The 19156-nt window shown below is 46.6% G+C and carries 21 protein-coding genes; 8 read left to right on the forward strand and 13 right to left on the reverse strand.

Annotated features, from left to right (window positions below):
• Positions 1-96: 96 nt before the first annotated feature.
• The 5 genes from AB0763_RS16025 (at position 97) to AB0763_RS16045 (ending at position 2421) form a co-directional block, all read left to right on the forward strand.
• On the forward strand, positions 97-429 hold the full coding sequence (locus AB0763_RS16025; RefSeq protein ID WP_306099454.1) for a YnfA family protein: 333 nt from the start codon (positions 97-99) through the stop codon (positions 427-429).
• Positions 430-747: 318 nt separating this feature from the next.
• Positions 748-1245 (forward strand): hypothetical protein, encoded by a 498-nt coding sequence (locus tag AB0763_RS16030; RefSeq protein ID WP_306099455.1) that lies wholly within the window; start codon positions 748-750, stop codon positions 1243-1245.
• A gap of 326 nt (positions 1246-1571) precedes the next feature.
• Entirely contained in the window at positions 1572-1751 is a 180-nt protein-coding gene (locus AB0763_RS16035; RefSeq protein ID WP_306099456.1) for an IS3 family transposase, read from the forward strand.
• Positions 1752-1778: 27 nt separating this feature from the next.
• Entirely contained in the window at positions 1779-2042 is a 264-nt protein-coding gene (locus AB0763_RS16040) for a DDE-type integrase/transposase/recombinase (protein ID WP_368644146.1), read from the forward strand.
• Between the two features lie 28 nt (positions 2043-2070).
• Positions 2071-2421: a hypothetical protein gene (locus AB0763_RS16045; RefSeq protein ID WP_306099457.1), complete on the forward strand. Its 351-nt coding sequence runs from the start codon at positions 2071-2073 to the stop codon at positions 2419-2421.
• 375 nt (positions 2422-2796) lie between these two features.
• Here the strand turns inward: AB0763_RS16045 and AB0763_RS16050 are convergent, their stop codons facing one another.
• Positions 2797-3348, reverse strand: coding sequence for a TetR/AcrR family transcriptional regulator (locus AB0763_RS16050; protein ID WP_306099458.1), 552 nt, complete (start codon positions 3346-3348; stop codon positions 2797-2799).
• 101 nt (positions 3349-3449) lie between these two features.
• Between AB0763_RS16050 and AB0763_RS16055 the strand changes: the two genes are divergently transcribed.
• On the forward strand, positions 3450-3908 hold the full coding sequence (locus tag AB0763_RS16055; protein ID WP_306099459.1) for an HPP family protein: 459 nt from the start codon (positions 3450-3452) through the stop codon (positions 3906-3908).
• Between the two features lie 369 nt (positions 3909-4277).
• On the opposite strand, the gene guaD is transcribed toward AB0763_RS16055, so the two are convergent.
• From guaD to xdhA, 6 genes are read right to left on the reverse strand one after another with little or no spacing between them, the layout of a single operon-like run.
• Positions 4278-5615 carry a guanine deaminase gene (gene guaD, locus AB0763_RS16060; RefSeq protein ID WP_306099460.1) on the reverse strand — a complete coding sequence of 446 codons (1338 nt, stop codon included), beginning with the start codon at positions 5613-5615 and terminating at the stop codon, positions 4278-4280.
• 2 nt (positions 5616-5617) lie between these two features.
• Positions 5618-5935 carry a hydroxyisourate hydrolase gene (gene uraH, locus AB0763_RS16065; protein WP_306099461.1) on the reverse strand — a complete coding sequence of 106 codons (318 nt, stop codon included), beginning with the start codon at positions 5933-5935 and terminating at the stop codon, positions 5618-5620.
• Positions 5932-6408, reverse strand: coding sequence for a 2-oxo-4-hydroxy-4-carboxy-5-ureidoimidazoline decarboxylase (locus AB0763_RS16070; RefSeq protein ID WP_306099462.1), 477 nt, complete (start codon positions 6406-6408; stop codon positions 5932-5934). The genes uraH and AB0763_RS16070 overlap by 4 nt, the downstream gene beginning before the upstream one ends.
• Positions 6405-7325 (reverse strand): xanthine dehydrogenase accessory protein XdhC, encoded by a 921-nt coding sequence (xdhC, locus tag AB0763_RS16075; protein ID WP_306099463.1) that lies wholly within the window; start codon positions 7323-7325, stop codon positions 6405-6407. The genes AB0763_RS16070 and xdhC overlap by 4 nt, the downstream gene beginning before the upstream one ends.
• On the reverse strand, positions 7303-9681 hold the full coding sequence (xdhB, locus tag AB0763_RS16080) for a xanthine dehydrogenase molybdopterin binding subunit (RefSeq protein WP_306099464.1): 2379 nt from the start codon (positions 9679-9681) through the stop codon (positions 7303-7305). Before xdhB ends, xdhC begins: the two co-directional genes overlap by 23 nt.
• Positions 9674-11083 carry a xanthine dehydrogenase small subunit gene (gene xdhA, locus AB0763_RS16085; protein ID WP_306099465.1) on the reverse strand — a complete coding sequence of 470 codons (1410 nt, stop codon included), beginning with the start codon at positions 11081-11083 and terminating at the stop codon, positions 9674-9676. Before xdhA ends, xdhB begins: the two co-directional genes overlap by 8 nt.
• A gap of 410 nt (positions 11084-11493) precedes the next feature.
• Here xdhA and AB0763_RS16090 point away from each other — a divergent pair, with 410 nt between their 5' ends.
• The gene (locus tag AB0763_RS16090) at positions 11494-12135 is read left to right on the forward strand and encodes a TetR family transcriptional regulator C-terminal domain-containing protein (RefSeq protein ID WP_306099466.1); all 642 of its coding nucleotides are present in this window, start codon (positions 11494-11496) and stop codon (positions 12133-12135) included.
• 20 nt (positions 12136-12155) lie between these two features.
• On the opposite strand, the gene cueR is transcribed toward AB0763_RS16090, so the two are convergent.
• The 4 genes from cueR to yccS all read right to left on the reverse strand — a co-directional run bounded on the left by cueR (position 12156) and on the right by yccS (position 15913).
• Positions 12156-12560, reverse strand: a complete 405-nt coding sequence (gene cueR, locus AB0763_RS16095; RefSeq protein ID WP_306099467.1) for a Cu(I)-responsive transcriptional regulator — start codon at positions 12558-12560, stop codon at positions 12156-12158.
• Positions 12561-12733: 173 nt separating this feature from the next.
• Positions 12734-12994 (reverse strand): hypothetical protein, encoded by a 261-nt coding sequence (locus tag AB0763_RS16100; RefSeq protein ID WP_306099468.1) that lies wholly within the window; start codon positions 12992-12994, stop codon positions 12734-12736.
• 357 nt (positions 12995-13351) lie between these two features.
• Positions 13352-13702: a hypothetical protein gene (locus tag AB0763_RS16105; protein ID WP_306099469.1), complete on the reverse strand. Its 351-nt coding sequence runs from the start codon at positions 13700-13702 to the stop codon at positions 13352-13354.
• A 33-nt stretch (positions 13703-13735) separates the two neighbouring features.
• Entirely contained in the window at positions 13736-15913 is a 2178-nt protein-coding gene (gene yccS, locus AB0763_RS16110; protein ID WP_306099470.1) for a YccS family putative transporter, read from the reverse strand.
• Positions 15914-16097: 184 nt separating this feature from the next.
• Here yccS and helD point away from each other — a divergent pair, with 184 nt between their 5' ends.
• A complete protein-coding gene (gene helD / locus AB0763_RS16115; RefSeq protein ID WP_306099471.1) occupies positions 16098-18167 on the forward strand; it encodes a DNA helicase IV in 2070 nt (689 codons plus the stop codon).
• Between the two features lie 125 nt (positions 18168-18292).
• Here the strand turns inward: helD and AB0763_RS16120 are convergent, their stop codons facing one another.
• Together AB0763_RS16120 and AB0763_RS16125 are read right to left on the reverse strand one after the other, a co-directional pair.
• Entirely contained in the window at positions 18293-18748 is a 456-nt protein-coding gene (locus AB0763_RS16120) for a methylglyoxal synthase (RefSeq protein ID WP_306099472.1), read from the reverse strand.
• Positions 18749-18914: 166 nt separating this feature from the next.
• The gene (locus tag AB0763_RS16125; RefSeq protein WP_306099473.1) at positions 18915-19097 is read right to left on the reverse strand and encodes a hypothetical protein; all 183 of its coding nucleotides are present in this window, start codon (positions 19095-19097) and stop codon (positions 18915-18917) included.
• Positions 19098-19156: the final 59 nt, after the last annotated feature.

Raw genomic sequence — 19156 nt, forward strand, 5'->3', positions numbered from 1 at the left:
ATTCTTATCGCTCAAGAACATCATATCAATAGGGCATGTTTGTGCTATTGTCCAATGCAGTGCTAAGTTGGCCAAAAAGACAATGAGGACGTTGAGTTGTTAGACGCAAAAACACTTGGGCTATTTTTTATTACTGCAGTGGCAGAGATAATCGGGTGTTATCTGCCTTATCTTTGGTTAAAAGAGGGCAAGTCGGTTTGGCTTTTACTGCCGGCTGCTGTGTCTTTGGCGCTCTTTGCTTGGTTGCTTTCTCTGCACCCAACCGCTGCGGGTCGGGTTTATGCGGCTTATGGCGGCGTTTATATTTTTGTCGCCATACTATGGCTGTGGTTCGTTGATGGGATACGGCCAACATTGTGGGACATCATCGGTGCCTCGGTCGCGCTGCTTGGTATGGCGATTATTATTTTTGCGCCACGGACTACATAAAAGCGTTTATTTGTCTCTTGTTTTGTCTAGGAGATGTTTAGGGCAAGCAGTTGTTGAGACGTTTAATGGTAAATCGTCGACCTTTGTCAGAGAGCGAGGAGTTTTCATCAAGTTATAGCGAGCATAACCCGATAAATATCGGGTTATGACAGACCACTTAGTTAAATCTAGTACAGGCAAAGCAGGGAAGATTAAACGACTTTCAACCAGTGATGATCTTTTGCACTTTTACATAATTGGAGTATTAGGCTATATCAGTACATCGAGGTTATTATTTAGATATTACCACTAAATTATTAGTAAAATTAAGGAGAGTTAATGGAACTTACTACATTTACAAGTATTTGGGGAGCTATAATTGGGGCTTTAACCGGCAGTGTTGGAGCAGCTTTGTTAGGTGCTGCAATTGGTGCAGGGTTGTCTGCGTTATTTATAGTGATGCATGAAACAAATAGAGAAAGAAAAAATAGGGCGTTAGACTTAATCCAAGAATATACATCTCCAGATTATATACAACTAAGAAATGAGGCAGGTCAAGCACTTAGAAAAGCCTTAGAAGAACAAGAAACACCTTCTTGGGATAATCTATATCATAACTTGTCCAAAGAAGAGTGGCAAAAAATATCAAAAATTGAGCACTTTTATAAAAAGTTAAACTTTATGGTTGAGATCGGTGAGGTAGATGGGAAATACATAGGTAAATATTTCGAGAAAGAGTTTTGGCATTGGCAAAATAGTTACTTTAGTAAAATTAATATAGCATCAAAAAAGAAAGAAATGAGTTTTTCTGCTTTGGGGTTTATATCAAAACTTTAGGTTTTAAAAAGTTAATTTTTAAGTGTAATTCGCCTTTAAATTTACATTTTTGTAAAAATATTTTATATAAATGGTTAAATGGAATTCCTATGTCGTATGTAATGACAAACTTTAAAGATTTTGATGCCGTAAAAGTAAACACGCCATAATGAGCGATAAAACCTTGGTTTGATGCAAGTGAGCTAAAACTTATCCCTACTGAGGAGTTCAATGTAAACAGCTATGTGTGTGTTATAGCCCGAGCCCGACCATGTAATCTGCTTCACAGTGGTTATTACGCTGGGCTTAAAGCCCCACACAGCAAACGGCAGATTGAAGATTGCCACTTGCTGACAAAGACTAAACAACTCTGGTTAGAAAGCGGTGGTTTGCATGGCCACCGCAATCTTCACCCTGATTTACAAGAGGTGCATATTGAATGTGGTCGAGATCGTGTATTGAGACAGATGACAGGTGCAAAGATTCAGGCATTACGAGGTTACAAGCGTCGCAAAGTCGATTACTAGGGGTATGAATTCATTTCTAAACCCAATGTGCTTAATCGTCAATTCGAGGTTGAGATACTTAACCAGTGGTTGGTCAGCGATATTACGTATATCCACATCCATGATGGCTTCTTATTTTTGTCGGTGGTGATGGGTTGGTATACGCGTAAAATTGTGCGTTGGTCAATGTCGGAGAGAATGATTGAATATCTTGTTCTCTCAGCACTTACAATGATCTATTGGAAAAGAAAGCCAGAATCAGCGGTTCACTTACACTTCGATCAGGGTAGCCAAGATTCAAGGCGAGAATAAAAATCATATAAAAAATTAGGAAGTTAAAATGAGAATTGGAAAGTTGATGTCCATTGTTAGTTTAATACTTATGTTATCTTCATGTGGTAATGATTCTATTTCACAAATTAAAAACTCGAATTTCTGTGATGGCTCTGACCTATCATTTGAAGATACTCTCTCTTTAAAGTACGACAGTGAAATAAAATGGTCTAAGTTTGAGACAAAAGATGGACAAGATATAGTTGAAGTTAATGCAAAGTCTAAGAAAGGAAAAACCTTCATGATGCAGTATTTAATTAAAACCACTGCATCGGGAAAAATAATTCCCAAGCCTGGCTATATTGAAATTGATGGTAAGAAATCAAATTTTTTTGGCTTATTGTTTTTGTGTATATAACAACAAACACTCCCTGTGCTGATGATCCATACAAACCATTCAAATAGACCTTCAACGCTCTGCGATTTTGGTCTATGTCGGGTGTGGTCTTGATAAGAAATGTGGGATGTTAGCTAGTGTAGTTCGGGTTACTTAATAAGGCATTAGCAGATCCCTTTGTAATTCTCTCAACCTACAGGTATACGTGAGGCGCCGATACGCCATTATTGCCAAGTGATTTTGTGACTAACTGGGTGAAATCATCGGTGCCTCGGTCGCGCTGCTTGGCATGGCGATTATTATTTTTGCGCCACGGCAAATATAATGCGCTTGATTGATTCAATAAATAAAAATATCAAATTATAGTTATTACTGACCTAAGATATTGGTCAGGTTTTAGCATTCAAGGCGATGTAAGATCTTCACGCTACTTTCTATTACATGATCACTGACGCCCGTCATGTAAGTTGTTGTGATTGCCCCTTCTTTTAGCAGACATATCGCATTGAGCAATTCCTCAGAATCTCCACTTAGCTTGCTTTGTATTAATTGGCGTACTTGTGCTTTATGGAAACGGCAATAGTTAGACATTTCACTGTTCGTATCATGGAATTCTGCCGCAGTATTGATAAAGAAACATCCATTAAAATCCCCAAGTTCAGGCTCCTTGCCATCAAACCAATCTTTTAAAGAATAAAACAGTGTTTCGATCACCTCGCTATTATTGTTTGTGTTTTCAAGCTTAGCTTGCAACCACTGTATAAAAGTAAAGTGCCTTTTTTCTAAAGCCTTTAATACCAGTTCCTCTTTGCTGTTGAAGTGACTGTATAGCGTTTTTTTCGCCACACCAGAAACCTTGATTACTTCATTAATTCCAATGGAGTTAATACCGTGACGGTAAAAAAGCTCTAATGCGGTTGTTAATAGCAAATCCCTTTTCTTACTCATAAAGATACCTCAAAGCCGTTTTACCTATATTGACAAAAGTAGACCAATCTGTCTACAATTGCGTGTAGACAGATTGGTCTACTTTTGATTGTGAGGTTTTTATGAATCATTATTTGTCTGCTTTAGTCGCAGGAGTAGGGGCTTCAATAACTCTTGGTCTTCTCTTGATGGCAGAGGCTAATATGGAAAGTGTAGCTTTGGTTATGGCTCCGTTTGGGGCGACAGCGGTGCTCGTTTTTGGTTTGCCAAGTAGCCCCCTGGCTCAGCCCAAAAATGTCATTTTGGGTCATTTGATCACTGCCAGTATTGGTATCGTGTTTTCCCAATATGTCGGCGTCACACCGTTGAGTTTATCTGTGGCGACCGGGTTAGGCATTACGTGTATGTTGCTGTCTAAAACAACACACCCACCAGCGGGCGCGAATCCCATTTTAATTATGTTGTCTGGTTATGGGTGGTCGTTCTTATTTACGCCAGTTTTGGTTGGAGCTGTCGTGATAGTTTTGATGAGTAAAGCTATTCAAAAAGCGCAACGATACAGCTTAAAGCCTGAATGCTAGCAAGGAAATGAAGAAGGGGTTTGAGCTTGATCTTATGACATTTAGCAGTGTTAATTTAAGTGTGTTGTATTGTTTTTCGCCGGCTTAGACTTGAGTGGAGTGTCTTTACAAAGCAAGATCTTTTCATTACCACGTAGGAGCATGGCAACAAGATAAAAACAAACCTAATGACCAAACGCTTCGCGCTCACAGTTTTCTTTAATGTCGGTTGGTGATAATGGTTAAAACTCGCCGCTAAAGGTCGAGAAAAGAGAAGGATCATTGGCGGATTGGGAGTTGGATGTATCAATCAGTGCCAATGATCCTTTATTTTATGCCTTATGAATGAACGGCAAGCCCGTCGCTATCGCAAGGTAAACCGCAAATGGGTTAACTCACCGCAGTGCGATTGTCAGCAGTAAGCGTTGATTGGTACACCTGCTTACCCGCGACATAAGTTTTTTCGATCGCGCGGTCGTCGCCAAGCACAATATACGCAAACAGAGCCTCGCTTAAGGTGGTGGTTTTTTGCAAACGCTGCGACAACATGTCACTGCCTTGGGTGTCTAAAACGATAAAGTCGGCAGCCGTTCCTTGGTTTAAGTTGCCGATATCGTGTTCCAGTCCCATGGCCACCGCTGCGCCTTGAGTACAAAGGTAGAGCGACTCAAATGGGTTGAGGCTCTGATTTTGTAACTGCAAGATCTTATACGCATCCGATTGATTGGCAAACAAACTCAAACTGGTTCCGCCGCCCACATCACTGGCAATCGACACAGGAATGCCCCTCTCTTTCGCTTCAAAATACGGGAATAAACCACTGCCCAAAAACAGGTTAGAAGACGGACAAAAACTGATGCTCGCACCGGTGTCGGCAATCGCTTGTTTCTCACGTTCAGTCAAGTGAATACCGTGACCAAGTAAACAGCGCTCGCGCACGAGGTTATTTTGTTGGTAGACGTCGAGGTAATCCTTGCTCTCTGGGTAGAGTGAGGCAACCCAAGCAATTTCATCTTTGTTTTCACTGATGTGGGTTTGAATAAAGGTATCGGGGTGCTCGGTAGCCAATTGACCAGCCAGTTGTAACTGTAAAGGGGTGCTGGTGGGCGCAAACCTTGGCGTCACGGCATACAATAACCGGTCGGTTTTGTGCCATTGTTCGATGAGCGCCTTACTTTGATGATAGCTTTGCTGCGCTTCATCGCGCAGGTTGTCTGGGCAGTGGCGATCCATCATCACTTTACCGGCGATCATACAGGCGTGGTGAGCTTGAGCTTGTTCGAAGAACGCATTGACGGACTCAGGGTGAATCGTGGCATAAACACAGGCCGATGTGGTGCCGTGTTTAAACAACTGCTGAATAAAAAACTCGGCTTGTTGATTAGCGTAGGCTTGATCACCAAATTGAGATTCGGCAGGGAAGGTGTACTGGTTGAGCCAATCGAGCAATTGATTGCCGTAACTGGCGATGATTTCCATTTGTGGGAAATGAACGTGACTGTCGATCATGCCGGGCAAAATGAGCCCTTGATGCTTGATATAATTAGGACTATTGAGCCAGTGCTGGTTTTCGTCTGCTGCAAAAAATTGCTCGGCTGAACTCAGCGCGAGGATCTTGCCATCGTCGATCAGTAACACACCATCGGCATGGTACACGTGATCGTCGGCTGGGTTATGAGTGGCGGTGGGAAAGTGAAGAATGGCACCGCGATGTAGACTTAACGCCATGATTAACTGCCTCGGTAACTTGAAAACGTAAAGGGAGAAAGGAGTAATGGGATGTGATAGTGCCTTTCATCACTGATGGTAAAGTTCACATCGATAAACGGGAAAAAAGCGTGTTTGAAGTGGGTGATACAATAGGGCTTGACTTCAAAACGCAAGCAATAATCGTCTTTTTCAAGCGGATGAGAAAAAGACACTCGGCCATCTTGATTGGTGGTTTGACTCTCAAGACGCGCACCGTCGAGAGTCTGTAAATGAATGACCACGTCTTGTGCTGGTAAACCGTTGGTGGTGTCGAGAATATGACAACTCAAACTGCTCATAATAGGGCCTCCATGCGGTTGAGCGTGATTTTCATCTGTTCTTGTGATGCATTTTCTAATTCTTGCTCGCGGCGGTTGTTGATTCTGTCGCGCAGGGCTTTTAGCATTTGTTCTGCGGTTTTGTCTGAAGCAAAGATAATAAAAATAAAGCCAAATTTGTCACGGTAGGTTTGATTGTCTACCAGCAAACTTTCGAGTACCTCGCGCTCGGCCCCTGAGACCTGCGCTTGCTCTTTTTCACTCAGCGCTTTGCCGTGACCGTATTTCTTTGCCAGGCTTTCGATATCGCCAATCATCGGGTGACCGGCAAAGGCTTCTAACCAATCGCTTTCATTGAGCTTGGCAAAAGACGCCGACGCGGCTTGCTTAAAGGCGTACTCACTCTCAAATGGCGCTTGTGCTTGCATCAGGGTTTGCCAGCGCACACTGCTGCACAATTGCGGCCATTGTAATGGGTCTATGTGGATGGTCATTGTGAAAATACCTTTGTGTTTGCCAATGTTTTTCGCACTTGATTAACCTCTTTCCAGCTCGAGCTGGCAGTATCGCGATGTTGGGGGGCGGTGGTTGTCATCCATTGATTAAGCTCTGCTGCCACCGATACGGCCACTTGCATGGGCAATTTGCCATGGATATCGGGGTGGCCGATGGGGCAGACGAGCGGCGAGAGCAAATCAGGGGTGGCTAATTGCTCTTGTAACCGGAAGCGGAAACGTTGATTTTTGCCTTCAGAGCCAATCAGACCGACATAGTCAAATTTATTGAGCGCCAGCGCTTGTTGTACAATGTCATAATCGAGCTGGTGATCTTGGGTCATCACTACAATTTTCGTTTGTGGGCTCATGTCGCTGAGCAATTGGTTCAGGTCGTCAACTCCTTGCGCTGATATCCCTTGTTGGATCAACGATTCGCGCCATTGCGGGCGATTGTCATAGATTGTTAATTGGCACGGCATGGCGGCTAAAATCCCCGCCAACGCTTGCCCTACGTGGCCTGCGCCAAATACGGCGATGGGCAGGTGTTGGCATTGGTGATACTCCATTAATACTTGCACGCCACCGCCACAGCATTGACCTAAATCGGCAGCAAGTGAAAAGCGTTCAATCGACATCGAATGCTCGCCGTTATTTAACTGTTCGCGCGCCTTTTGGATCACCTGAAACTCGAGGTTACCACCACCAAGTGTGTCGTATTGAGCTTTGCTTGTGATCACCATTTTGGCTCCTACCGAGCGAGGCACTGAGCCCACTTCCGCCACGACGGTCGCCAAACAAAACGCTTCACCCTGTTGATTGAGTTGTGCGCAAGCCTTAGACCAATTGAGCCCCGAGCTAAAAGGGCTGGGGATATCGCCAATCGATAAGGCGTTATTTGAGGGTGGCATCGGCATGACGTTTTACCTCTTGTGATGGTTGGCGCAATGATTCACAGGCCATTAATATCGCTTCCCCTGTTGCAGGTGCGTGCAAAACTGGTGGCTGCTTGTGGTCAGCAACCGCTGCAACCGCATCGTAAATGGCGCACCAAGTACTGATGGCATGCATAAAAGGAGGCTCTCCAATCGCTTTTGAGCGATAGATACTGTGCTCTGGGTTGGCTTTATCAAATAGAGCAATGTTCATCTGATTCGGATAATCGTGAATCGATGGGATTTTGTAGTTCATTGGGCTGTCAGACAATAAGCGCCCCGATTCAGGGTGCCAGACCAACTCCTCTGTCGTCAGCCAACCTAACCCTTGAATGTAGCCGCCTTCAATCTGACCGATATCAATCGCTGGGTTGAGTGAATGTCCTACATCGTGCAAGATGTCGACGCGTTCTACTTTCATCTCTCCTGTTAGCGTGTCAATGCTGACTTCTGAGCAGCAAGCGCCAATGGCAAAATAAAAGAACGGGCGTCCTTTGCCGGTTTGGCGGTTGTAGTGAATCTTCGGCGTTTTATAAAACCCAGTGGTCGAGAGGGAAACCCGCGCTAAATAGGCTTTTTGCACTACCTCTGCCCAAGGCAAGGCTTGCCCATCACAATGCACTAGGCCATCTTCAATGTGCACCTGCTCAGACTGATAATGCGCTTTGGCAAATTCAATCACCCGCTCTTTGATGATCATCGCCGCGTTATAGGCAGCCATGCCGTTTAAATCGGTCCCGGATGAAGCCGCCGTCGGCGAAGTGTTGGGCACTTTGTCGGTTCGCGTTGAGGTAACGAGGACCTTGTCAAAATCGATCCCCAAAGCGTGAGCAACAATTTGTTGAATTTTGGTATGCAGGCCTTGGCCCATTTCGGTGCCGCCGTGGGATACCTGCACCGAACCATCCGTATAGACGTGCATCAAGGCACCTGCTTGGTTGAGGTGCTGAGCGGTGAAGGAAATGCCAAACTTAACCGGGGTCAGGGCTAAACCGCGCTTCACGACCGGTTGGTTGCGATTGTGCTCGCGGATCGCTTGACGTCGCGCGCGATAATCACAGCTTTGTGCCAGATCCTCCATCACCTGCTTGAGCGTGTCGTGTTGATCTACTTCCATACCATAAGGCGTGGTGGTCTTGCCAGGTCGATACAGGTTCTTTAACCGCAAATCCAAGGCATCTTGTCCGGTTTTTATCGCCAGTTGTTCCATGGCTTTTTCGATTAACACCATCCCTTGCGGGCCGCCAAAGCCGCGAAACGCTGTGTGTGACACGGTATCGGTTTTTAAGCGGTGGCCTTGAATATGGCTCTGACCTAGGTAGTAGGCGTTGTCGGCGTGAAACATGGCTCGGTCGACAATCGCATCGGACAAATCAGGCGAGTGCCCACACAAACCGTGGATCTGAATGTCCGCTTGTTGAATAATGCCATCTTTGTCGGTACGTAATTGGTACTGATTATAAAAGGGGTGACGTTTGCCCGTTGCCGTCATATCGATGCGGCGCGGTAAACGGATTTTGACCGCTTTTCCGGTTAAAATCGCGCCTAACGCAGCAAAGCAAGCCCAATGGGACGCTTGGCTTTCTTTGCCGCCAAAGCCGCCGCCCATCCGGCGCATATCAATGGTGACGCGGTTAAAATCAATCGCTAATACTTCGGCGACCAGTTTTTGGATCTCGGTTGGGTTTTGCGTCGAGCAGCGCAAGAAAATACCACCATCTTCCGCTACTTCGGCCAAACTGGCTTGAGTTTCTAGGTAAAAGTGCTCCTGACCACCAACGTGTATATCGCCTTCGAGAGTGAGGGTTTCACTGCTGTTGCTCTCAGAGGGGGACTGCGATGGCGCTTGCTCTGCCATGGTATGTACTGGCAACAATGGCGGCAGATGCACAGAAGAGGCAAAGTCGACACTGGCGCTCTCTTCGTCGTATTCTATCTGCGCTTTTTGCGCCGCTTGCCATGCTTGTCGTTCGGTTTTCGCCAGCACGAACGCGATAGGTTGCCCGTGGTGTTTAATCACATTGTCAAACACCAATAAAGGATCGCCTTTAAAAATGGGGCCGATGTCTTTTTCGCCAGGAATGGCAGTGTGATCCACCACTTTGACAACGCCAGGACTGGCCGAAACCGCGCTTAGATCTAAGGATGTGATGGTACCTTTGGCGATGGTGCTCACAATCACCGCCGCGTGAAGACAGCCCTTGGGAGTTGGGTAGTCATCAATAAAAGGCGCGTCACCACAGACTTGTTTACTGGCACTCTCGTGTTGCCGGCTTTTGCCAACCACGTTAGAAGAAAGTGCCGGTTGGCCTACGTTGATTTGTGTTAGCTTACGCATAATGCACCACCCGAGTCTCGATTTGTTGTTGTTCTAAGTAAAAGCGCTCAAATAAATTGGCCATGGTTTTAATGCGATAATCGGCGCTGGCGCGAACATCACTGAGCGGATTGATCACACTGGCTATCTGTTGTTTAACCTGGTCGATGAGCGGCCTTTCGAGACGCTGGCCGATAAAGAGCGATTCAATCTCAGTTAAGCGACGAGTTTTGGCTGCGATCCCGCCGGCAGAAATACGGCATTCTCGAATCGTGCCACTGGTGTCGGGGCGGATCAAAATCCCCAACGTCAAGGTTGAAATATCGTCTTCAAAACGCTTGCTGATCTTATACATAGCATGGCGGTCTTTGGCGCTTAAATAGGGGATATCAATCGATTCAATCCACTCATCCGCGCGCAGTGCGGTTTGACGATAATCGGTAATAAAATCTTCGACCGCCAATGAACGTCTTTGCTGGCCATTATCCAAGGTGATTTCGGCGTTGAGGCTGATCAACAAAGGCGCGACATCGCCAATGGGTGAAGCGTGCGCTAAACTGCCGCCGAGTGTCCCCCGGTGACGAATGGCCAAACTGCCAAGGCGATCAAACAGTTCATCCGTCGATGGAAAGAGCGATTTCATGGCTTGATGAACTTTGTATAACGGGACGGCCGCGCCCAGGGTGAGATAGCTCTCGTTGCGCTCTAGGGTATTGAGCTCTTTGACTTGGCTCACATCAATCAGTGCAGGAATGTCTTGTAATTGTTGAGTCACGATCAGGGATAGGTCGGTACCGCCTGCGATAAAGGGCGCATCGGGTAATTGGGCACGCGCTTTCGCCAGTTGGAGACGATCTTGCGGAGCAATATAATGAGACGCTTGCAGTTGAGAGACGGAATCTATCCATTGACTGACTTGTGGCTCACGCTCGGCAATCGGGTCGCCGCTGTGTTGCTGAATTTTTTTTGCTGCCTCGATGAGTGGCCCATAACCGGTACAACGACACAAGTTGCCCCCCAAGTATCCGATCGGGTTTTCTACCGTGTCGGGCTGCTTAGATAGCGCATACATAGACATCACAAACCCAGGAGTACAGAAACCACATTGGCTGCCGTGTGCATCCACCACCGCTTGTTGGACGGGATGCAACTGTTTGGGCTGGCGCAGGTATTCTACGGTGATCACTTGTTTGCCGTGCAACGCATACAAGGGCGTAATACAGGCGTTGATGTTTTTGTGAACCAGGCCGTGCTGTGGGTCGCTTTCTACTATTACCACAGTACAGGCGCCGCAATCGCCACTCGCACACCCTTCTTTGGTGCCGGTTAGATCGCAGTGCTCTCTTAGAAAGGGCAGTAACATCGTATCTGCACGAGCCGAATCAACCGTTACGATCTCATCGTTAATCATGAGCTCAAGCATAACATCCTCACTTTGTTATTTTGACGCTTTTCCTTAGGCTCACACCAGTAAGGTGAAGCTGCGTCTTCTTAGCTTGGTATTTGACCAAATCGTTATTTAGGTTATATTAAAGCAAAAACTTGACCACTTGGTCGAGTTTTTTGTGAGAAAATTTATAACAGTCTGTTAATTAATGATAATTGCCAATTTTACTGACATCAAATTGGCATGAGTATGCTCATCGACACGCTGTTGTTATGGTATATTTTGGTGCAATTGCATCAATAGGGTGCATTTTTGGTATAGACTGGCGCTTGGGCTGATGGGCGGTGAGTGTGATTGACCATCGCACAGGCTGAGCAATAAAGTTTGCTCAATGCCACGAGCTTTGGTTATGCTACCAGTGAATGATTGAGGAGTGCCGGTCACACATGGAAATTGAATTGGTGAAAAAAAGTGCGAAACCTGCGGGTGAAATTCGCCGTCGAAATCGAGAAAAAATCATCTTGGCCGCGACGGATGAGTTTGTAAAAAATGGTTTTAAAGGCACATCGGTCCAAGGGATCGCCGACAGCGTCAACCTGCCTAAAGCCAATGTGCTTTATTATTTCAAATCGAAAACAGGCCTGTACAAAACCATTTTACAAGACATTGTCACGATGTGGAATGAAGGCTTTGCCGAGCAAGAAGCCAAAGACGATCCGTTTGCCATTTTAGAAGAATACATCGTGGCGAAAATGCGTTACAGCCGCTCGCACCCTAAGGCGGCCAAGATTTTTGCCCAAGAAATCATTCAAGGCGCGCCCATCATTGGCAACGACATTGAATTGCCCGTGATTGAGTGGACACAATCAAAAGCCAATGTCATTCAAGCCTGGGTCGAGCAGGGCAAAATTAAACCGGTTGAGCCCTTGTATTTGCTGTTTATGATTTGGGGCACCACGCAATTTTATGCCGATTACGAAGCGGAAATTTCGCTTATCAAAGGTAAGTCGTTAACAGATGATGAGTTTTATCAGGCTGAGCGTTTTGTCGTTGAAACCATTATTGCCGGGTTGAAGCCTCAAGCTTAGCCGGTGTTTAGGTGACAGGTTCACGTTTTATCGACTGGTGCGCTGGCCATCCTTTCTATGATCGGGCACTGGCTTTGATCATCCCCTGGGCATTGCTCAACCCAAGACGATAACGTATCCGCCATGCTTTGCCATTGCTCAATTTGCGCGCGGATTTGGTTGAGCTTGTCGATCGCGTGCTGTTTGACTTCTCGACTGGCTCTGTCTGGGTTTTCCGCTAAAGTGATCAATTGTTTGCACTGCTCTAAACCAAAGCCCATTTTTTTGGCATTGGCGATCAGCTGCAATTGCTCTAGGTGTTTGTGTTGGTAAATGCGATAACCCGCGTCATTGCGAAGCGGGGCACTGATGATCTTTTTTTGCTCGTAAAGACGAATGGATTTACTGGATAATCCGGTTTTTTCTGCAACTTCACTAATTAGCATCGCTATGATCCCCTGTTTTAGTGGCGTGTTGTGCAAAACGACTCTCGCGCGATCATAAACAAAAATCGCGACCATGAATACCCACTCTGGCGGCATGGTCGCGATTTTAAAAGGGCTTTTATGCACAAAAAAGTGCAGCTGACTGGCCGTTCAGTCACGGCTTTGCCATGAAATTAAGCGCGCGCTTTACTCAGCGGAGCTTGTTTTTGATTTTTATTTAGCCACATCTTGGTCAAGTAGTAGACGTTGACGACGGCGATAAAACCATTGGTGGCGGCAACCGGCCAAGCGTCGATCATCAGACCGTAACTGGCAAACAGCGCACAGCCAATCAGGTTTAACACACGCAAGCGTACGATGTCTTTCATGGTTAAAGACAGTGCAACCATAACCGACGCAACATAACCAAACATTTCGATAGCATTGATTTCCATGCTTTTTCCCTCAAATTTGTTACTTTTGGGTCGTTTCTTTTAAAACACGATGTAGGGTCAGTGTTATTGGTAAAGAAGCCCATAACAGTATGGGGTGACGACCGGGTTTTGCCATTCTTCTCATCGTGAGAGTTTGAGGGATTCCTTGCCTCGAATGGAACGCTGGCACTATATCAGTGCAAAGACGCCCTTAAAAGTGGCAAAAGCGCAATTGGTGAGGGTTAGCGATTACGCAAACGTTTACTTTTTTTGATCGATGATGAAAGGCATCAATGCGAGTTTACACGCCGTGTTGATAGAGACAGAAAGGGGGGGGGTATTGGTTGACGTGACTTATGGCGCTTAGCCGGCGTTTTCTTACGCTTGAATGTCGATGAGGTTACCGAGGCGCTCGTTGCTGTTTTCGATCACTTTCGCGCCAATGGCATTGTAGTTTTGCGCTTGGTTTAAGGTAAGCAAAGCGTCTAGGTTGGATACAGTCGGCTTATTTTGACCATCGGAAGACGCTTGCTTGGCGTCACCTTCAGCAGAAAGGACCTGATTGGTTGCGGTATTGGGGTTTTGCTGCCCTGAAGCCGTTAGGTCTTGAGAGGGGGTGTCGAGCTTTTGGTTGTTGGAATTATTCGCGAGCGTCTCAGCCGCAGACGACGCCATCTGCTGAGACTGCTGTAACATCGAATACCCTGAACCGATTCCGGAAATAGCCATAGGACACCTTACTTGTGTTGCTTTGCTTAGATTTTATACACTTTCAGCGGATTGTTCAAGGTGCTGCGCTGCCGATAAACGGTTGGCGAGATCGTGCATCTCTGGCAGCATGTGATAAATCAAAGACAGCTGTTGCAAAACCAGCTTCACCGTTGCCGAGTCGTCGTCGTGCCATTGTGCCAGGCGCTGTTCGATGTCGTTTTCATCCAAGTTGGATAGCCGTTCAATTTCGTTGGGGCTGGTGCGTTCAAATTGCTGTTCAAGGTAGTTTAAATGTTGGTAAATACTGTCAAAAGCGTCGAATATTAACGTGTGTGCTCGCTCGTTATTGATGCGCTTACGGTGAGCGCCTAGGGTCGATATGTAGCTCAACATGGCGTGATTGAGTGACAAAAAGCGAAAGCTCTCTTGAGTGTGTTTTTGGTATTTACCTGGCTCTGCCAACATATGATTGATGGCCGCTGCGAGATTGGCGTCTTTGTCGTGGGCATCGCGGCGCGCGACTCGGTAGGCCAAGTTGTCTTTTTTACCAATCCGATATTGGCTGATTGACTGACTTAAGTATTGTAAGTTGGCATGAACACTTTCGGCCATCACCTTATTAATTTTGCGCGAGTGCCAGTCGGGCAAGATATACCACAAGGCGAACGCGGCCAATCCACAGCCGACTAAAGTGTCAAATAAACGTGGGCTGATCACCGCAAACCCTTGTCCTAACTGATTAAAGCAGAACAATACCATTAGGGTGATAAAGCCAGTGGCATAACTGTAGTTGTTGATTCTAAAGGCAAAAAATAACACACCTGCTACAACAATAAAGGCCATTTGGCTTTCTTGGGAAGGAAAAATAACCAGTAATAACCAACCGATGAGCAGGCCGGCAATGGTGCCGATAATACGCTGGGCCAATTTTTGTTTGGTGGCGCTGTAGTTGGGTTGGCAAACAAATAAGGTGGTCAGCAAGATCCAGTAACCGCGGTCGAGATCAAACGCTTGGATAATGCCATAGCCCAGAGTCAAAGTGATGGCGAGTCGCAGTGCGTGACGAAACAGCAAGGAGTCGATGTTGAGATGGCTGCGAATACGACTTAGGGCTTCGCGTCCGTTTTTCGGGGTCGAGTCGCTAAGTTGGATGTCTTCAAGATCGGGCACATCTGGGTTGTGAATGTTATTAAGCAAGCTTTCCACGGTGGTTAAGTTTTGAAAAACGTACTCTAGTTGGCGTAGTGAGCTCTGCCATGAAGGATTGTTTTGATCGTTCAAATGCTGGATAGATTGCTGCAAAGCACTGAGGGCGTCGCTGCACTTGGCGTTGTGGTGATAAGCACTGCCCACTTTGAGCGAGTGGGCAATGTCGCGGCAGCATTGAGCTTGAGTTTGCAATAAATGCTTGACTCTAAACAGCACATCACTGTGTTTAAAATCACTGGCGAGATCTTGATAGCGATAATGAGATGAGGTGATCCGCTCGTGAATATCTTGAATGTGAAAGTAGATATTGAGATAACGCATACCACTGCCTGTCACTTGGCCGTGTTTCGCTCGGTTGAGGAAAGTCAATTTACCGGCGTTAAGCGCAGCGACTAAATTGCCATTGCGTTTGGCTTCTTCAACTCGAAATGGTTGTGGTGACATGTTATCGGTGGGGTGAAACATCTCGGCTTTAATTTCAAAGTAATGCGCGGTTTGTTCAAAGATATGCGCCAAACTTTGTTGGATTGGTTGGGTTGGCCACAACAGGCGCCACAGTGAGGAAATCAGGTAATACCAACTGCTGCCACTAAGAAGCAATAAGGGTTGCAGCCAAATGTCGTCTGGACCATGGGTACCGAGCATGGCATAGATGGCCAAAAGTATCGAGCCAAACGCGATGCTGGCGTAGCGTGGCCCAATCGCGCCGAGAATAATAAAGCCAAAGGTGGAGACAAAAAGGCCAATGGCAAACCACAGGGGCTTATCGAACAAGTACTCAACCGAGAAAGCCGCAGTGGCAAAACAAATAAACGTCAGCAGCAGAGAGGTAACCCGTCCGGTCCCCGAGCTGTCGCTTTCAGCTAGGGCAGCGGCAATCACGCCGAGGATCAAAGGGGTGACCCAAGTATTTAACTGATAATACCAACAAGGCAAAATGACGCCGAGCAAAATGATCAACATCATAAAAGAGTAATTGATGGTTTTATTGGACCAAAGGTGGCGCAGCGATTGCAACATGGGAGGCAAAACCTTATGAATCATGGCTATTATCACGGGTAGTCCTAGAAAATACAGAAATGTGGCGCAGTTCACAATATGCCAAGTCAATTAACAGACAAAATAATCGCTAAAATATTGACATTCATACCCAGACAATCAAGATGTTACCTATTGTTCGTTACTTGGATACCAGAGCACGCGGATGCAGTTAGTTGCCACGCCCAAAGCCCAATTTTTTACTCAACATGAATATTATCAGGTCAAGCTTGAGTCAAACGCCGTTGTCCTTATCTCGCGCTATTGTGAAGAGCGGATCCCCTTTTCTGTTTGGAATGGAGAGATCACGGTAAAACGCGGCTTGCTGTGGGGAAGTTTGACCTTTTTTGCCCACCGTGAAGGAACCAGCCAACACGCCTGGTGTGTTCAGGGATTGCCGTGGGCCAAAGTTAAGCCCTTTGCCCGCCAAGCCTTAGAGGCGTATCAAGCCTGGTATGATCATCAATGCACAGCGTTGATGCAAGGTCTGCCTGAGTGGGAAGCCGAGTTGCAATCGCTGCTGGCAGAACCTGCGTTTTTGACTCATTCAGCGCTGGATGTCTGGGCGCAGCGAGTGCGTCAGGCTCTGGCAGACATTCCGATGTCGATCGAAGAAGCCAAGCAACGTATGCCGGTCCGCTTTGGCGCGTTAACGCCTTGGCTACAACAAGCCGACCAGCAACTGAGCGTTCGCAACCAACATTGGATCGACAGCAGTTTAGATGAGTGGTCGACGTTGTTTGATCAAATTGAGTCAGCGCCACTGAACCTTTCTCAGCGCAAAGCGGTCTTGCTCAATGACGATTATAACTTGATTTTAGCTGGTGCAGGCTGTGGCAAAACCAGTGTGTTGATTGCCAAAGTTGGGCATTTGCTCGCGGGGGCATTGGCCAGTGGTGATCAGATCTTAATGTTGGCGTTTGGTCGCGAGGCGGCACAAGAAATGTCTGAGCGGCTCAAGAAAAAACTCGGGGCAGCCGCCAGTGCGATTACCGTCGCGACCTTTCATCAGTTGGGGCTGAAGATCTTGGCACAAGATGGGCAAAACGATTGTCAAGTGTGTCCGTTATCGAGTGATGAAGAACAAAGAAGAGCTTGGTGCTCAAAGTGGTTAAAAGAGTATTGGTCGACCAATGCCGCGGGTTTAAGACGTTGGCAAAAGCACTTACAGAGTTGGCCCATTGCCTATTTAAAGGGCGATGATGAATTGGCAAGCCAATATGAGAATCCCAAATTAGTTCAGTGGCTTGATCAGCAAATGATGCATCTGGCCAGCTGTGGTTGGGGCAAAAAAGAGTGGCAAGCTGAGCTAGAAGGTCACGCCGATGAAGAGCGGCTGATCAGTGAACTCAATTTAGTTTGGCCTTGTTATAAATCTTGGCAGAGCATGTTAAAAGACCAGCAGTGGATCGACTTTCCCAGCATGATCTCAAAAGCGACCACGGTGGTGAATAAAAAGAGCTTTACCTCGCCTTGGCGCTATATTTTGGTCGATGAATATCAAGATATCTCGCCAGACCGTTTGGCCCTTGTTGAGTCGCTTTGTTTTGCCAATGAGCAGCGCAGGGCCTCCTTATACGCAGTGGGAGACGATTGGCAATCGATTTATCAGTTTACCGGCGCGCAAGTGACACTGACGACCGATTTTGCCAAGCGCTTCCCGATGTCGAGTTGTGCCGAGCTCGATACCACGTATCGCTACCCCAGTCAGCTTGGTCAAGTGGCCAATCAATTCATTGCGCAAAACCCAGACCAATTGCCCAAAGAAGTCAACAGCGCCAGAAAAACCAAGCAAAAAGCGGTGGTGTGTGCCAATGCCAGCAAACTCATGGCGATTTTAGATAAGCTCAACCAGTCGGCCACCACGAAAAAAACGGTGTTGCTGCTGGGCCGTAATCATTATCACAAACCCGATGCTCTGGCGGACTGGCAAGGCTATTACACCAATTTGTCGCTGAGCTTTATGACGTGTCATGCCAGTAAAGGTAAAGAAGCGGATTTTGTCATTTTACTCAACGTTGATGAAGGACAATTCCCAGCGAAAGTGAAGCAGTATCACTTAAATCAAGCTTTGGCGGCTGGGGCCGAGTCCTATCCATACGCTGAAGAGCGGCGATTATTCTACGTGGCGTTAACGCGAGCTAAAGAAAAAGTTTGGATTACGTATCAAGGTCAGGGCTCGGTGTTTGTGCGCGAGTTAATTGAAGGGGATTACCCGATTGCACAAATGCGTTAATGCTGCTTGATGGGCAAAACCGCGTGCGACTAGCGTGTTGAGAGCAACCTAACGGTGTACAGAAGACTTGGGCTAATTAGGTTGCTTTACAAACGATACCCAGTGATACCTAGTTTTAAGGGGTATTACTTACGGCTGTTCAAATAGGCTTGGTAGTCTGGGATTTCAATTTCAACTTGTTGGCTGACAAGTTCAGAGGTAAACAAAAAGTTAGCAGTTGCGCGGTTGGTGGCAATTGGAATGTTCCAAACACTGGCAATCCGCAACAGCGCTTTGACATCTGGGTCGTGTGGGACGGCATTGAGTGGGTCCCAGAAGAAGATCAACATGTCCAATTTGCCTTCTGAGATCATCGCACCGATTTGTTGGTCGCCGCCCATTGGGCCACTGATCATACTGTGGATCTCAAGGCCCGTTTTGTCATTTAACATATGCCCAGTAGTGCCAGTGGCGTATAACGTATGTTGGCGAAGTTGGTCGGCTTTTTCACTGACCCAGCGCAATAAGTCGGCTTTGCAATGGTCGTGAGCGACTAGGGCAATGTGTTTTTTTTCGGCAAGTGTTCGAGTGGTTTTTTGCATAGGGCTGTTCCTTATTTTAGTGCTGATAGCAAACCATAAATCCCTTACTATGTACATGAAATATCGAATTTGTTGGTGAAAATTTTGCGCTACAAACAAGGTTTAGTGTTGGGGGGCAGCAAAAAAAAAGCCAAGCGAGAGGCTTGGCTTGATAGGTCGGGGTGGCTTATCGTTCATCGTCTTGCCAAGGGTCGACAAAATGATGTGGTAGGTCATCGCTGTGATCGTGTTGCCAGCCTTGTAACCGTTCGATTTGTTGCTCTAAGTGATTGACCATTTGGTAATCGCCTTCGCTGTACGCAACGTAAATTTGTTGCTCCAAAGCGGCGACTTTTTCGCGAATGCCCATAAAACCTCCCATTGTATTTGGTGTGAGTTTTGGTAATGCGTTAGCGTACCCCTTGGTGT

This window comes from Vibrio sp. HB236076 (assembly GCF_040957575.1).
Classification (GTDB): Bacteria; Pseudomonadota; Gammaproteobacteria; order Enterobacterales; family Vibrionaceae; genus Vibrio.